Below are 15,698 nucleotides of genomic sequence, written 5' to 3'. Positions count from 1 at the left end.
TTTTCACAATTCTCACAAAAAGACTTTATTAATTTTTATTTTACTGGCATAATAGATAGTAATGAAAAAGAATGTTAAAGTGGGTGAGTATATGAAAAGTGGAGAAAAAGATTACTCGGTAAAAGAAGCGATGATTTTCAGCCAACGCATTGCTCAATTATCGAAAGCGTTATGGAAATGTGTAGAGAAAGATTGGCAAATGTGGATTAAACCTTACGATTTAAACATTAATGAGCATCATATTTTAACAATCGCTTATCATTTAAAAGGGGCTTCTATTTCTGAGATTGCTAAGTTTGGAGTTATGCACGTATCAACGGCGTTTAACTTCTCGAAAAAGTTGGAAGAACGCGGCTATCTTGTATTCTCGAAAAAAGAAGATGATAAACGAAATACGTACATCGAAATTACAGACAAAGGGGAAGAATTACTACTTCGCTTAATGGAGGAGTATGACCCTGAAAATAATTCAGTGTTTAATGGGGCTCTTGCACTTCGTAATTTTTATGGGAAGTTCCCAGAAAATATCGAACTGATTGCTATCTTGCGTAACATTTACGGACAAGACTTCATCGATATTTTTGAGAAATCATTAGAAGATATTGAAGAGAACTTTACAGAATCCGATCAAAAGTTAGTTAAGAAGTAATCTATTTATTTTTCGCAATCATGCTTAAGAATTCATTCATAAGCGGTTTGAATAAACCTTGTTTTGCTAGCGCTTCCGCAGTTTCGTGTACTTCGAGCTGATGTGGAAGCGCTTTTTCAAATTGATCTAATAGCGCATCAAACAAAAGAAGTCCTTCTGCTTTCTCCGCTACATATTGTTCGTTCAGCTTTTCACAAAGATGTAGTATACGTTCAACATCTTTTTTACGAGCTTTTTTCTTTATGATCAAAGAATAAAATGGACACTTTTCTTCATCAATCATTTTAAATAGTAGGTCTACGTAGTATTCAGCTTGTTCTAATCTTCTAACAACGTCCATTTTCTCCCTCACTTTCTAACACAAAGTCTTCTATTTCTGAATTTTATAACACGAACAAAATATCGTATGATACAATATATAAAGTATATGTATTTTAGCCAAAAGGAGGTCTCGCCTCATGACACTTATAACAGTTGTTTTTGTCGCATTCGCACTTCTTGTTATATTTTACACGAATTTCATGACACATACACTGTGTGAACGAAAACAAATATCTGCGAGCCGCCAACCCGGTGTCTTTCGGGTTATTAATGTATGTATAACAATTTTATTAATTTCTAGTTATATAGAAATTATATTTCATGGAAAGTGAGGAAGGAAAGCCCCTTCCTCACTTTTTTCCTCTATAAGCAAATTATACCTACTATAACCAATAAAATAAACAGTACAAGTAATAAAATAAGTTGAGAATTCATCCCCATCCCCTCCTCTATTCTGTATATGCGGCATACGCCCAATATGGTACACCTTCAAAATCTGACACGTACTGGTTAATTTTTCTTTATCAATATGAAAACACGTCGAAATATGATATATTAAATTTTGTACATATTGCTTATACTATGAAATAAATGACACGCATCTTAACTTTATCCTAAAGCCTCGGTAAGCCCTGTTAAGCGCGCTTTACCAACAAAAAAAGCAAAAGTATCAGTGAGACTTAATCGGGCTCTGATGAACTAAAATTCATTGGTATAGGATAAATTAAAAATACATAATAGTAGGAGTGTTTATCGAATGAAGAAAGCTATGCTTGCCTTAGCCGCAACAAGTGTAATCGCATTATCAGCATGTGGAACATCATCATCAGACAAAATCGTTACATCTAAAGCTGGTGACATTACAAAAGAAGAATTCTACGAGCAAATGAAAACACAAGCTGGTAAACAAGTACTAAATAACATGGTTATGGAAAAAGTACTTATTAAAAACTACAAAGTTGAAGACAAAGAAGTAGACAAAAAGTTCGATGAAATGAAAAAACAATACGGTGATCAATTCGATACACTATTAAAACAACAAGGTATTAAAGAAGAAACGTTAAAAACTGGTGTACGTGCTCAATTAGCGCAAGAAAAAGCTATTGAGAAAACAATCACTGATAAAGAATTGAAAGATAACTACAAGCCTGAAATTAAAGCAAGCCACATTCTTGTAAAAGATGAAGCAACTGCGAAAAAGGTAAAAGAAGAACTTGGACAAGGTAAATCTTTCGAAGAGTTAGCAAAACAATACTCTGAAGATACTGGTTCAAAAGAAAAAGGTGGAGACTTAGGATTCTTCGGACCTGGCAAAATGGTTAAAGAATTCGAAGAGGCTGCTTACAAGCTGAAAAAAGATGAAGTAAGCGAACCTGTGAAATCACAATTCGGTTACCACATCATTAAAGTAACAGACATTAAAGAGCCAGAAAAATCATTCGAACAATCTAAAGCTGACATCAAAAAAGAAATCGTTCAAAAGAAAGCACAAGATGGCGAATTCATGAACGATCTTATGATGAAAGAAATCAAAAAAGCTGACGTAAAAGTTGACGATAAAGATTTAAAAGATCTTTTCAAAGAGCAAAAAGCTGACGCTAAGAAAGACGAAAAGAAATAATGAAATAAAAAGCTCGGGCTTAGGCCCGAGCTTTTTTGTTTGCCCTCTTTTTGCGGTACGTTACGTCCGGATTCGGTAAATGAAATTATATAGTTGGTCCTTTGAATAAATTATATCAGCGATTTTTCAATTATATCGACCGCAACTCCAATTATATCGGCGATTTTTCAATTATATCGGCGCAACTCCAATTATATCGGCGATTTTCATAATATATCGACTTACCGACAGAAACCGACAATAACCGCGAATCCCTCTTAAAACACAAAAAAACCTTGATCCACGTAGCATGGAACCAAGGTTTATCTTATTATCATTGATTAAATTAAAAAACTATGTTAAATTAGTACAGAAACACATTTTATAAAATACAAAGAACGTATTTATCCGTATCTTAATTTTACACCAAAACACATCTTCAGTCAACCCCTATTTTTCACTTTTAAAGGAGTGCTTACCGTATGAACAAAAAACTTGATTTAGAGCAAAAACGATTGGATACCGTAATAGAAACGATTACGGAGCAAATTGATAAACTGGAAAACGAAACTGGCAGACGCCGGGCAGAAGTAATCAATATTCGTAAACACTTTTGGGATGATGTGAAAGTGAACACGGATACTTTTGATGATTATCTGGAAACAGTTATCAACTTAAGGCAACAAGCTCAGTCACTAGCTGTCACACAAATTACTCATAAGCACACCTTTAATCGACTTGCCGCATTAAGACGCATGCATAAAGCACCTTATTTTGGACGAATTGATTTTAAAGAAGAAGGAGAATCTGCTGCGGAGAAAATTTATATCGGTGTAGCCACGCTTACTGATGCAAGCGGAGAAAACTTTCTTATATATGACTGGCGCGCACCCATTTCAAGTGTGTACTACGATTATCCACCAGGGCCGGCTGAATACAGTACACCAGGAGGCGTAATTCACGGTAATGTGGAGAAAAAATTACAATACATTATTCAAAATGGCGAGATTGATTCTATGTTCGATACGAGCCTTACAATTGGTGATGAGATCTTGCAACAAGCGCTCGGAAAAGGTACGAACAAACATATGCAAAGTATCGTTGCTACAATTCAGCGCGAGCAAAATGAAATTATTCGTCACGATGAAGGCCGACTTCTTATCGTGCAAGGAGCTGCTGGTAGCGGTAAAACGTCTGCTGCGCTGCAACGAATCGCCTACTTACTATATAAATATCGCGAATGGCTCAAAGCGGATCAAATTATTCTCTTCTCCCCTAACTCTATGTTCAATAGCTACGTATCTAACGTACTACCTGAACTCGGCGAAGAAAATATGCAACAAGTGACATTCCAAGAATATTTAAACCATAGACTAAGCAAGTCATTTGATGTTGAAGATCCTTATGAGCAATTAGAATATATGCTAACTGAAACGAATAGCCCTACCTATAAAACGAGAAATGCGAGCATCCGATTTAAGGCATCTACTCAATTTTTCGAAATGATTAGAACGTACAGAGAATCTCTTGAATCTTCAGGCATGCTATTTAGGGGAATGAAATTTAGAGGAAAGTTAATTGTTTCTGCTAAAGAAATTACAGAGCAGTTTTACAATACCGATTCCTCCCTCCGCTTCCATAATCGAATTGAAAAGTTAACGGATTGGCTAAATAAACAAATAGATGAAATTGAAAAAACAGAACTGAAAAAGCCTTGGGTAGAAGAGGAAATTGAATTACTTAGTAAAGATGAATATCAAAAGGCTTATAAATATTTACAAAAAAAAGGTGAGTTTGACGACAACTCCTTTCAAGATTTTGAAAAAGAAACGAGAGTACTTGGACGTATGATTGTCCGTAAAAAATTGAAGCCACTGCGTAAAGGCGTTCAAACATTACGCTTTATCAATTTCACGGGCATATATAAACAACTTTTCACAGATGCATCATGGGGGACTGGAGAAAAACCGAAAGAATGGGATGACATTTGTTCTTTAACGGTGAACATGCTCGATGAAGGAAAACTATATTACGAGGATGCGACTCCATTTTTACTTTTAAAAGAGTTAATTGAAGGCTTCCAAACGAACAGATCGATTAAACACGTACTCGTAGACGAAGCGCAAGATTATTCGCCGTTTCAGTTCGAGTTTTTAAAACGTCTCTTCCCTGCCGCAAGAATGACAGTACTTGGAGACTTTAACCAAGCGATATTTGCTCATGCGAGTGAAACGGTGAATTTCGATACACTTACGAATTTATACGGACCAGACGAAACGAACGGCATTAACTTAACCCGTAGCTATCGCTCAACAAAACCAATCATTGAATTTACACGTGCTCTCGTACCGGAAGGCAAGAACATTCACGCCTTTGAACGTGACGGTGAGAAACCTACAGTGACGAAAGTATCAAATGATAGCGAACTGCACAAACATATTACTGCCAAAGTTGCTGAACTACAAAAACAACAGCACAATACGATCGCAATTATATGTAAATCTGCAGCTGAAAGTGCCGCTGCCTACGAAGCACTTAGTCATATCGAGAATATTAAACTTGTGAAAAGTAACTCTGCCGAGTATGAGCAAGGCATCATCGTGATCCCCGCTTATTTAGCGAAGGGTATTGAATTTGACGCTGTTATTATTTACGATGCTTCTAAAGATGTGTACAGTGATGAGAGCGTTCGTAGATTGTTCTACACTGCTTGTACGCGCGCAATGCATGAATTACAACTTTATAGCGTTGGCGAGGTTAGTCCTTTTATACTTGAGGCTGATTCGGAGAGTTTTGAACTTATTACAACACCTTGATAACAATCAAGGTGTTTTCTTTTTTATGCAGGACTTACACCTTTAAAGTAGAATATGTCAGTTTATAAAAAAGTTAAGGAGCGAAAAGATGAACCATTATTTTATTGCTATTTATGACGGTGAGTTTCCTACCGAAAAATTACATACCATTTTAAAATCTAAACACACTTTTACTGACCTAAACGTCCGCACCATTTCAATCTCCTCACCAAGACCTTTCACATTATTAGTTGGCGAAGAACACGATGCACTTACAACTGAACTTACAGACAAATACCACTTATTAACGAAAGAGTTGCAAACACTCAAGCAGCAAGAAAAGTACTACTATGTATACGATTATAAAATTAGAAAGACCATCGAGAATCCTACCCAAAAATGCTTTCCATTCGCACAAATCAATATAAGTGTTACGAAATTCCATCAGATGATTCAAAAAGTAAAAGACTTAAAACGCCCTGTATTTGCAGGCTATAACATCATTTTTCATGATGCAGACATACTTACGATTGACGTACTTCTTTCTTCACCTTTACTAGATCCTAATACTTCTGAAAAAGATGCGACAGAATATGCTTATTTACAGCAGCTAGCTGAATCAATTTCTCGTTCTGAATTATGTACTTCTATAAAAGCAAGTGCACTTATTTAAACACGAAAAGAGGGTTATTTATCATCCCCCCCTTTTGCTATCTATTTACGTTTGTACTTGATCATAATAATAAATACCTTTATATGCAACTTATAATAAGTATCAAGGTGTCTTTCTCATTCTAAACGACATATCTTTACGTCGATATACACTCAGCACAATTCCCATTATAAATGCATGAAACAGAGTTGGTATCAATCCGTAGCTAATAAAAGGTAATGATATAGAAAAACGTGGTAATATCCCGAGAATCATGCCAACGTTACAAATGAAATGGATTGTGAAAAGAGTCACTCCACCAACGAGAAGCAATTTACCATAGCCATCATTGATTTTATAAGCTATGTTCATTATTCTTACTGCAAAAAGAGACAGAATCAAGACAAGAACTAGCGCAAGCACATATCCATAATAGTAAGTCAAACTCGCGAATACAAAATCAGTATGGGCAGCAGGGATAGCCTTTATATTTCCATATGTACCAAACCAACCTGCTGAAGACATCGCCTCTTTCAAACGTAAATACCATAGATCATGCTCCGGGTTTATAAATCCTAAAATTCTAGCTATCCGGTATTCTTTTACAGCAGACCAGGAAAATAGATCCCTAATAATAAAGGGTAAAACTGGTAATATTGTAATGAGCCATGCCGTTTTCTTTCCTAGCTTACTCCACCAAAGCATAACGAATACCATTGTAATATAGATGAAAATTGGTAAAAGAATTGATGTAGCTGAAAATAGATATAAAGAAAATACGTACAACATGAGAAGATGTATAAACTTCAACCTACTATTATTGAAAAAAGAAGCCCAAGCTAGAAAAAAGAATGGTATCGTCATTAAACAGTCAATTTTGATAGGGCCAATTTTTATTATTGCTTCCCCAATCACGTAACCAGTTGGAAAACATTTTATCATTAACAAGATCAGTACCCCAATTGTATAGAACAGCCATCCGAGTCTTTCTAATTTTCGGTAATCAATCAGCATCATCACTACAACTGTTGCAACACCGAGAATAACAAAAATCACCTTATTCAGTAGTAAATCATTTGTATGTCCAAAAGCTATAACCGGCAAGAACCCTAATCCCATCGCAGCCACTAATAAACCAATTAAGAACCAATCCACCTTTGGCTTATGAAGTTTATTAAGTTCCCGCCCTAGTTTACTCGGACTCCCCATTTGCTCAACAGCCTTATCTTCAGCAACTTCCTCACTTAACCCTTTATCCATCCACATATTCTTTGCCTGTTTTAAGTGAAAATTCAGTTCAGTTGCTACTAAGTCCTTCGCTTCTTTTGATTTAATATGGTTCGTAACTTCTTTTAAAAAACGCTCCCCTTTTTTGTTCAATTTTTTCTCACTCCTGTACAAATCCTTTTAATATAAATTGTGCCTTCGTAGCATTTTTCTCTGCCTTCCGCAGCATCTTGTTTCCTTTATCATTTAATTGATAATATTTCGCTCCTGCATGATCCCAGCTAGATTGGATAAAGCGATTCTGTTCTAGACGATGTAATAACGTGTATAGAGACCCTTCATCCCCTTCGAATTTTTGAATCCCTCTCCCGCGCAGTAACTGCATCAATTCATAACCTGTTTTTTCATTCATAAGAAGTTGCAACACTGCTAAAAGGATATCTTCTTCCTTTTCGGACGATTGATTGATTTTTTCACGCACTCGTTTTCGATGTTGATCAGAAAAACTCAAATGTTTAAACGTTGTATTCTCCATTGATTTTCGCAGGCCTTTTAATCGATCTTCCATTTGATTATTCCTCCAATCCTTTCTTCAAAAGCTCCTTCGCTTTTTTCAGCCTCGTTTTTATCGTATTTTCCTTCACATCTATTACAATCGCAATCTCTTTAATTGATAATTCTTCATAATAAAATAGATAAATGACTTCTCGATATTTGATCGGTAAATTCATTACTGCAGAAGCCAGTTCACGATCCTCCGCATTTTGAATAACTGTTTGTTCCACACTTTCTTTTTGACTCTCCATATACGTAAAGTCATCCTCTGTAACAATAACTTTTTTGTTATACCAACTTTTTAAATAATCCTTACAATGATTAATTGCAATTCTCCATAGCCATGTTTTTAAGTTCGAATTCCCTTTATATGTATGAAGAGATTTATAACATTTCACAAATATATCTTGCGTTAAATCCTCCGCAACCTCTTTATTGTTTACATATGAATACACAAGTTGTAGCACTTCTTGCCCATACTTGTTCATAATTTCATCGATAAGGAGTTCCTTATCTTCTATTTCAAACGCTTCTACCGTTAATTCATCCACACCACTTCCTCCTTCCCATATATTAGACGACGCACTGTATGGAAAAGTTTTATAAATTTATAAAAAAATACAGAGGGTAATAACGTTTTTTATAAAACACTTCCTCAGCAACTTACATATAATAAACCGAATAGTCGTTACAATACATTCACCTAAAGAGCGCCTCTCTCCCAAGGCGCTTTTTAGGTTTGTAATAAGGGGGCTTAGTTTTTCTATCTTCAAAATTCCCCCTCATCGCTAAATGAAAAAGAGAACCGATTTAATCGAGTCCTCCTTCTTTCTAACACTCACTTAAAAAATCTAATATTTCATGGCCATACAAAGATGGATCGATACTATCAAAACCGATACATTCTTCATACAAGTGTAGTAGGCGTTGTCATCGGTAGAAGATACGTCGGTCCGTGGCTAATTTCTGTATACAAAAAAGCGAGAACCACCCTGCTTCGTGGAAAAGGTAAGGGCGGTTCTCGGCTAAAACGTTAATGTAATTTTCTTATAACCGCACCTACTACCACCACAATAGCAAGTTAGGTTACAAAGGCAGAAGTTTCTCAGGCTTCTGTCTTCTTTATTTTATGCAAAATTCATACTATATACTCTACCATCATTGTAACACATTTTATTTATTTTTAGTCAAGATAAAAAACACCTAAAGAGTTTCTCTTCAGGTGTTTCTCTATTTTACGCTAATGCAGCTGCATGCTCTTGTTGATCTACAGGAATGACAGCGTCTGTTAATGCTTTTTCTAGTTCTGCTGTGTATTTCATTTGCTCTTCTTTACTCCAGCCTAGTTTTGCAGCCATGTAGTTGATTACTGCTTCTTTCCACTCGTATACCCAGTGGATGTTGAAGAATACAGCGCCTCTGCGGCGTACGAAGAAGTCGACTGGTTTTGCTGTCATTTCGTAATCCATTGCGTATACAAGTGGGATTAGAACGTCTAGCGGCATGTTGTATTCTTTCGCTTCGTCTTTATGTTTTTTCGCTAATTCGAACAGTACGTCTACGTTAGAGCCATAGAATTTCGCGAATTCTTCTGCTTGTGCTGTCGTTAAACCGTATTTCGTACCCTCGCCTGCTTTTTTCGCGATAAATGCTGGTAATCCTTTAGAACCATCTACATGTCCACCAGAGATTGGCATATGTTTCGTTGTGCTCTTCGGATATGCACTATGGCCTTCTTTTTGTAGTAAGTTCGTTACGTAGTCTACTACCATTTCAGCCATTTTGCGGTATCCTGTTAATTTACCACCTGCGATTGTAATTAAACCAGATTCAGAAGTCCAAATTTCGTCTTTACGAGAAATTTCAGATGCACTCTTACCTTCTTCGTAAATTAACGGACGTACGCCAGCCCAGCTTGACTCGATGTCTTTTTCCGTAATTTTTACGCTTGGGAACATGTAATTAATCGCATTAATGATGTATGTGCGATCTTCTGTTGTCATTTGTGGTACAGCTGCGTCTTTATCATAGAACGTATCTGTTGTACCTACATAAGTTTTCCCGCCGCGCGGAATCGCGAATACCATACGTTTATCTGGTGTATCGAAATAAATTGCTTGCCCTAATGGGAAACGTTTTTGGTCAATTACTAAGTGAACACCTTTTGATAACTGAAGTACTTTTCCTTTTTTCGAGTTATCTTTTTCACGAAGTGTATCTACCCAAGGACCAGCTGCGTTTACAATTTTCTTACCGTAAACTTCGTATACTTCACCATCTAGTAAATCGATTACACGTACACCACATACTTTTCCATCTTTATATAAGAAACTATCTACTTTTGCATAGTTAACAGCTTTTGCACCGTGCTCAATTGCTTCTTTCATTACTTCAATTGTAAGACGCGCATCGTCTGTACGATATTCTACGTAGTAACCGCCGCCTTTTAATCCTTCTTGTTTTACAAGAGGCTCTTTCTTCAGCGTTTCTTCACGGTTAAACATTTTTCTGCGCTCGCTTCGTTTTACACCTGCTAAGAAGTCGTATACACGAAGACCAATTGATGTACTGAATGATCCGAACGTACCGCCTGTATGGAACGGAAGTAACATCCACTCTGGTGTTGTTACATGGGGACCGTTCTCATATACGATCGCACGCTCTTTCCCCACCTCTGCTACCATTTTCACTTCAAGTTGTTTTAAATAACGTAGACCACCGTGTACAAGCTTCGTTGAACGACTTGATGTACCTGCTGCAAAGTCCTGCATTTCAAACACAATTGTTGATAACCCGCGTGTTGCTCCATCTAATGCAATACCAGAACCAGTAATACCTCCACCAATTACGATCACATCTAATTCTTGTTTATTTACTCCGTTTAATACGTCTTTACGTTGTTTACTTGAAAATTTCATGGTAATTCCTCCCTTTGATAACGAAAAAAGAGACCACAAACTCCGCTATAGATTTCGCCTCTATAGCGTGTTGTGGTCTCTCCAAATCTCCTACCGAATTATTAACTTGTCACCATTATAACACTGTTTATGATTATTTGAAAGCTTTTGTTGCTTCAATTGCTTTTTTCCATCCAGCATATAGCTCTTCGCTTGTTTCCGCTTCCATCGTTGGTTCAAAGCGTTTGTCCATATGCCACTGTTCTTTAATTTCATCTTGGTTTTTCCAATATCCAACCGCAAGACCAGCTAAGTACGCTGCACCTAAAGCTGTCGTTTCATTGATCACCGGACGCTCTACAGGAACATCTAAAATATCACTTTGGAACTTCATTAAGAAGTTATTTTTAACTGCTCCGCCATCAACACGTAATGTTTTCAGTTCAATACCTGAATCTGCTTCCATTGCGCATAATACGTCTTTCGTTTGGTAAGCTAAAGATTCTAATGTTGCACGAATGAAATGCTCTTTCGTCGTACCGCGTGTTACACCAAACATAGCACCGCGTACTTCACTATCCCAGTAAGGTGTACCTAATCCTACGAATGCTGGTACAACGTATACACCGTCAGTTGATTCAACGCGAGAAGCATACACTTCACTCTCACTTGCATCTTTAAACATGCGCATTCCGTCACGTAACCATTGAATTGCAGAACCTGCTACGAAAATACTTCCTTCTAATGCGTAGTTTACTTTACCATCTATTCCCCATGCAATTGTTGTTAATAGACCATGCTCAGAAGCTACTGCTTTTTCACCAGTGTTCATTAACATGAAGCAACCAGTTCCGTAAGTATTTTTCGCCATACCTTCACCGAAACAAGCTTGTCCAAATAATGCTGCTTGTTGGTCACCAGCTACACCGGCAATCGGTACATTTTGCCCGAAGAAGTGATAGTCGATTGTTTCTCCATACACTTCAGATGATGGACGTACTTCTGGAAGCATGCTCTTTGGTACTGTTAACATGTCTAGAAGTTCATCATCCCATTGTAAGTCGTGAATGTTAAACATTAACGTACGTGATGCATTTGAGTAATCCGTTACGTGCGCTTTACCACCGGATAGTTTCCATACAAGCCACGTATCAATTGTTCCGAATAATAGATCGCCGTTTTCCGCTTTCTCTCTTGCACCTTCAACGTTATCTAAAATCCATTTTACTTTCGTACCAGAGAAGTATGCGTCAATTAAAAGACCTGTTTTTTCGCGAACCATTTCGCCATAACCTTTTTCTTTTAACTCATCACAAATTTCAGCTGTTTGGCGAGATTGCCATACGATTGCGTTATAAATTGGTTTGCCTGTTGTTTTATCCCATACAACCGCTGTTTCACGTTGGTTCGTAATACCGATACCAGCGATTTGTTCTGGTTTTACATCTGCTTCGCTTAAGCAAGTTGCGATAACCGCTAAAATAGATCCCCAAATTTCTTGCGCGTTATGCTCTACCCAGCCTGGCTTTGGAAAATGTTGTGTAAATTCTTTTTGAGCTGAATGAACAATTTCACCTTTTTTATTGAACAGAATTGCACGTGAGCTAGTTGTTCCTTGGTCTAATGAAAGAATATATTTTTTCATATCGGTTTCCCCCTTATGCTACTTTTCTACTATTTGTATTGCTTCCACTTTTTTTGCTTGTCATATAAGAGATTGCTAGTACAATCACAGTTGCAATAATTACATAAATAAGTGCTGCATTTTGTTTTCCTTCAAATACAACTTGATGGAATAATCCTGCAAGTGATCCACCTAAAATTGGACCTACTACTGGAATCCATGCATACTTCCAGTTTGAACCGCCTTTTCCTGCAATCGGAAGGAAGAAGTGCGCGATACGCGGACCTAAATCACGTGCTGGGTTGATTGCGTATCCTGTCGTTCCACCTAATGATAAACCAATACTTACAATTAAGAAACCTACGATAAATGGATTTAATCCATCTGCAAATTTATTTGCACCAATTGCTAATATACCAAATACTAAAACGAATGTTCCAATCATTTCACTTAAAAGGTTTGCAAATGTGTTCGGAATTGCTGGACCTGTTGCAAATACGCCTAACTTTGTTCCTGGATCTTCTGTTTCTTTCCAATGTGGTAAGTAATGTAAATATACGATAACTGCCCCGATAATTGCCCCAATCATTTGTGCTGCGATATAACCAGGTACGTCACTCCATGGGAACGCTCCCTTAAATGCTAATCCTATCGTTAAAGCTGGATTCAAATGTGCCCCACTAATTGATCCAACCGCATATGCTGCAACCGCTACTGCTAAGCCCCAGCCCATTGTAATAACAATCCAACCAGAATCTTTCGCAAACGACTTCTTTAAACTTACACCAGCACAAACGCCGCCACCAAGTACGATTAACAACGCAGTCCCTATTAACTCTCCTAAAAATGCTGACATAGTATCCCTCCACAATCAATTTAAACGCTTTCAAATGTGATAGAGGTAAAATGAATGGCCATTCGTTTTTGTCAAAAGAAAAAGACCCACAGCTTTGCACGCTTCTATATAAATTTATATAGAAACAATGAAATGTGGATCTCTTCTTTTCTCCGTCACGTTTATTAACTTGTCTATAATGTTAACCGTTAATGAAAGCGGTGTCAACAGAATTATTTCACATTTTCGTCACTTTTTTTGGTAATGTTTCCATAGTTCGCGTTTTGATGTCGTAATTGCTGTCGCACCAGCATTTAAAGCTCTCTCTACATCATCCACTGTACGAATAAAACCACCCGCTAAAATCGGTACACCAGTACGCTCTTTCACTTCAGCGATAACGTCCGTTAATGCTCCAGGAAGTACCTCTATATAATCCGGTTTCGTCTTATCTAAAAGATTGCAGCTCTTCTCCATCGCACTCGAATCGATTAAAAAGATGCGTTGTATTGCCACAACACCTTTTTGCTTCGCCTTCATAATAACGCTCGCCTTTGTTGAAAGTAACCCGTACGGTCTAAACTCCTGACATAAATATTCCGTCGCATGCCCATCACTCTGCAAGCCATGAATTAAATCCACATGTAAAAACACCTTTTTACAATATTGCTTCGCAAGTGATATAACACTCTTCAATTGGCCGACATGAATATCTAAAATAACGATATACTCATACGAACTATGTAATAGCTTTTCCAAATCTTTAATTTGCCTCACTGCCGGCAAAATCTTCTGTTCATGAAATTCCATTCTATACGTCCCCTTCTTTATGTCGTCCTATCCTTTATAGTACACAATTTGAGTGAAAAGAACAGCTAGTGTAAGGGATTTCTTTCATTTTTCTCGTTCTTCTTTTAAGCGTTCACTAAAAACCATACTATGTTTCTCACCTATCTACGTCTAGTATGAGCAAATACATGATGATGAGTAAAGCGAGTTGTCGTTGCGTTGGCTGTGCAACTTGTGCGTTACAGCTTATAATGGTGCTATTTCATGTGCTATACGATGTAGGTTTCATATATTTTTCTTCTATAATAATTTCCCGAACAATAACCGTGCTTCTTAATATTGTCGTTTCGTGTCGGTAAGTCGATATCCTATGTCAAATCGTCGATATATTGAAAAAATCGTTGATATATTTCAAGTTGTGTTCAATATATTTGAAAAATCGTTGATATATTTCAGAAAATGAAAAAGTGGATAACGACATGTTATCCACGCTCTCATAATTATAATAAAACAGAATCTTTATCACTATCCTGATTACGTTTCTCGCGTTCCTCTGCTAAACGCTTCATATACACTTCGCCTTCTTTTTCAATAAACTCATTATCCATCTCTTGCTCTTTTTTCGAAGTATATAAAACCATGTAGCCACTTAATACGATTCCGACGATTACAAGATACACCCACCATGGTAAAGTTTCCACTCTACTTCATTCCTTTCCTTAGACAAGCCTTATTAGTTTCACTGTATGAGGAAAGAAATAGATTTATGCTTAATTTTTATTGGGGATTTTTCGCAAAGAACGCTTGTACATATTCCATAAACTCAATTGGTTCCTGGCGAAACGGTGCGTGGTATCCTTTTTCAATGATATGGAACGTACTATTCGCAAATAGCTGATGATACAGTTCACCATTTTTCCAAGAAACGCTCTTATCATTTCTACCCCATATAATTAAAGTCGGCACCTTAATTTTATCGGCTTCCATCGCAATGCGGCGCTCTCTCATTTTCGTCAGCTGATCATAATGCTGTTTATCGTCACGACTATTTTTCACTTCATTTTTATTATAATCCGTAATCTCAGTTACAGTTTGTAAGTCTGTCGATAGCGGCGGCACTTCATAACTTTCTTTTTGCTGGAAAGACTCTATTCCTGTAGAATCCGCTAAAATGAGATGCGTTACTGCATCCGGATATAAATACGCTAAATTCAGTGACATCTCTCCGCCCATCGAATGACCAAGTACTGCGAATTGATTATATCCAAGCTTCTTCATTAACTTATAATATAAATTCACTTGCGCAGGAAACGAATACTCAAAATCAATTGGTTTAGAAGAACGTCCAAACCCTAAAATATCAACTGCAATAATTGTATGGTCTCTCGCAAGTTCCGGATAAATATCACTAAATCCATCAGATGAACCACCAAACCCATGCAGCATAAGTAAAGGAGGCTTTCCCTCACCAATTTTCTTAAAATAAATCGTCTGCCCGTCGATTTGTGCCATACTCTCTTTCGTATTCAGCTTCATCATAACAGTATCTTTCACTTCTTCGACCTTCGCAATCGGCTTATCAACAAAGTTACATACGATAAGTAAAACGAGCACAATACCGCTAATCATATAAAACTTAAACCGTTTCAACATTCCCGTCTCCTTTCTCTTGTTGCTATTTAAAGTTTTTACATTATTTGGTTGTTTTATAATTAATTTTAATTGTAACTAACTTAGTTACAATTATATTAAAA

The 15,698-nt window shown here is 36.9% G+C and carries 15 protein-coding genes; 5 read left to right on the top strand and 10 right to left on the bottom strand.

Annotated elements, in window-relative coordinates:
- Positions 1-91: 91 nt before the first annotated feature.
- Complete coding sequence (locus MKY00_RS05455; RefSeq protein ID WP_000834918.1) at positions 92-649, top strand: HTH-type transcriptional regulator Hpr; 558 nt, start codon at positions 92-94, stop codon at positions 647-649.
- A 1-nt stretch (position 650) separates the two neighbouring features.
- On the opposite strand, the gene MKY00_RS05450 is transcribed toward MKY00_RS05455, so the two are convergent.
- A complete protein-coding gene (locus tag MKY00_RS05450; protein WP_000383661.1) occupies positions 651-989 on the bottom strand; it encodes a DUF1878 family protein in 339 nt (112 codons plus the stop codon).
- 118 nt (positions 990-1,107) lie between these two features.
- Here MKY00_RS05450 and MKY00_RS05445 point away from each other — a divergent pair, with 118 nt between their 5' ends.
- From MKY00_RS05445 to MKY00_RS05425, 4 genes are all read left to right on the top strand, one after another.
- The gene (locus MKY00_RS05445; protein WP_000172692.1) at positions 1,108-1,302 is read left to right on the top strand and encodes a hypothetical protein; all 195 of its coding nucleotides are present in this window, start codon (positions 1,108-1,110) and stop codon (positions 1,300-1,302) included.
- A 425-nt stretch (positions 1,303-1,727) separates the two neighbouring features.
- Positions 1,728-2,591 carry a peptidylprolyl isomerase PrsA gene (prsA, locus tag MKY00_RS05435; RefSeq protein ID WP_000710071.1) on the top strand — a complete coding sequence of 288 codons (864 nt, stop codon included), beginning with the start codon at positions 1,728-1,730 and terminating at the stop codon, positions 2,589-2,591.
- A 461-nt stretch (positions 2,592-3,052) separates the two neighbouring features.
- Positions 3,053-5,386, top strand: coding sequence for an RNA polymerase recycling motor HelD (gene helD, locus MKY00_RS05430; RefSeq protein WP_016716712.1), 2,334 nt, complete (start codon positions 3,053-3,055; stop codon positions 5,384-5,386).
- An 88-nt stretch (positions 5,387-5,474) separates the two neighbouring features.
- The gene (locus MKY00_RS05425) at positions 5,475-6,038 is read left to right on the top strand and encodes a hypothetical protein (protein WP_001017086.1); all 564 of its coding nucleotides are present in this window, start codon (positions 5,475-5,477) and stop codon (positions 6,036-6,038) included.
- Between the two features lie 102 nt (positions 6,039-6,140).
- Here MKY00_RS05425 and MKY00_RS05420 read toward each other — a convergent pair whose 3' ends face one another.
- The 9 genes from MKY00_RS05420 to MKY00_RS05380 form a co-directional block, all read right to left on the bottom strand.
- Positions 6,141-7,397, bottom strand: a complete 1,257-nt coding sequence (locus tag MKY00_RS05420) for an FtsW/RodA/SpoVE family cell cycle protein (protein ID WP_016716711.1) — start codon at positions 7,395-7,397, stop codon at positions 6,141-6,143.
- A 7-nt stretch (positions 7,398-7,404) separates the two neighbouring features.
- Positions 7,405-7,812, bottom strand: a complete 408-nt coding sequence (locus tag MKY00_RS05415) for a PadR family transcriptional regulator (RefSeq protein ID WP_016716710.1) — start codon at positions 7,810-7,812, stop codon at positions 7,405-7,407.
- Between the two features lie 4 nt (positions 7,813-7,816).
- Positions 7,817-8,350, bottom strand: coding sequence for a sigma-70 family RNA polymerase sigma factor (locus MKY00_RS05410; RefSeq protein WP_016716709.1), 534 nt, complete (start codon positions 8,348-8,350; stop codon positions 7,817-7,819).
- A 684-nt stretch (positions 8,351-9,034) separates the two neighbouring features.
- Positions 9,035-10,717: an aerobic glycerol-3-phosphate dehydrogenase gene (gene glpD, locus MKY00_RS05405; protein WP_000672816.1), complete on the bottom strand. Its 1,683-nt coding sequence runs from the start codon at positions 10,715-10,717 to the stop codon at positions 9,035-9,037.
- Between the two features lie 133 nt (positions 10,718-10,850).
- Entirely contained in the window at positions 10,851-12,341 is a 1,491-nt protein-coding gene (gene glpK, locus MKY00_RS05400; RefSeq protein WP_000759987.1) for a glycerol kinase GlpK, read from the bottom strand.
- Between the two features lie 13 nt (positions 12,342-12,354).
- Positions 12,355-13,176, bottom strand: a complete 822-nt coding sequence (gene glpF, locus MKY00_RS05395; protein WP_001272193.1) for a glycerol uptake facilitator protein GlpF — start codon at positions 13,174-13,176, stop codon at positions 12,355-12,357.
- A gap of 228 nt (positions 13,177-13,404) precedes the next feature.
- Positions 13,405-13,965 (bottom strand): glycerol uptake operon antiterminator GlpP, encoded by a 561-nt coding sequence (gene glpP, locus MKY00_RS05390; protein WP_000394284.1) that lies wholly within the window; start codon positions 13,963-13,965, stop codon positions 13,405-13,407.
- A gap of 479 nt (positions 13,966-14,444) precedes the next feature.
- Positions 14,445-14,645: a sporulation YhaL family protein gene (locus MKY00_RS05385; RefSeq protein ID WP_000449227.1), complete on the bottom strand. Its 201-nt coding sequence runs from the start codon at positions 14,643-14,645 to the stop codon at positions 14,445-14,447.
- Between the two features lie 76 nt (positions 14,646-14,721).
- Positions 14,722-15,594 carry an alpha/beta fold hydrolase gene (locus MKY00_RS05380; protein WP_029141071.1) on the bottom strand — a complete coding sequence of 291 codons (873 nt, stop codon included), beginning with the start codon at positions 15,592-15,594 and terminating at the stop codon, positions 14,722-14,724.
- Between the last annotated feature and the right edge of the window lie 104 nt (positions 15,595-15,698).

Source organism: Bacillus sp. FSL R9-9834 (assembly GCF_038006905.1).
Taxonomy (GTDB): Bacteria; Bacillota; Bacilli; order Bacillales; family Bacillaceae_G; genus Bacillus_A; species Bacillus_A pacificus.
Note: the sequence above shows the minus strand (reverse complement) of the source record. Positions and strands in the feature narration are given on the sequence as shown.

Coding starts and splice junctions, on each gene's coding strand:
- MKY00_RS05415 (WP_016716710.1), bottom strand. CDS start 7,812: ATGGAAGATCGATTAAAAGGCCTGCGAAAATCAATGGAGAATACAACG.
- glpF (WP_001272193.1), bottom strand. CDS start 13,176: ATGTCAGCATTTTTAGGAGAGTTAATAGGGACTGCGTTGTTAATCGTA.
- prsA (WP_000710071.1), top strand. CDS start 1,728: ATGAAGAAAGCTATGCTTGCCTTAGCCGCAACAAGTGTAATCGCATTA.
- helD (WP_016716712.1), top strand. CDS start 3,053: ATGAACAAAAAACTTGATTTAGAGCAAAAACGATTGGATACCGTAATA.
- glpD (WP_000672816.1), bottom strand. CDS start 10,717: ATGAAATTTTCAAGTAAACAACGTAAAGACGTATTAAACGGAGTAAAT.
- MKY00_RS05425 (WP_001017086.1), top strand. CDS start 5,475: ATGAACCATTATTTTATTGCTATTTATGACGGTGAGTTTCCTACCGAA.
- glpK (WP_000759987.1), bottom strand. CDS start 12,341: ATGAAAAAATATATTCTTTCATTAGACCAAGGAACAACTAGCTCACGT.
- glpP (WP_000394284.1), bottom strand. CDS start 13,965: ATGGAATTTCATGAACAGAAGATTTTGCCGGCAGTGAGGCAAATTAAA.
- MKY00_RS05455 (WP_000834918.1), top strand. CDS start 92: ATGAAAAGTGGAGAAAAAGATTACTCGGTAAAAGAAGCGATGATTTTC.
- MKY00_RS05445 (WP_000172692.1), top strand. CDS start 1,108: ATGACACTTATAACAGTTGTTTTTGTCGCATTCGCACTTCTTGTTATA.
- MKY00_RS05450 (WP_000383661.1), bottom strand. CDS start 989: ATGGACGTTGTTAGAAGATTAGAACAAGCTGAATACTACGTAGACCTA.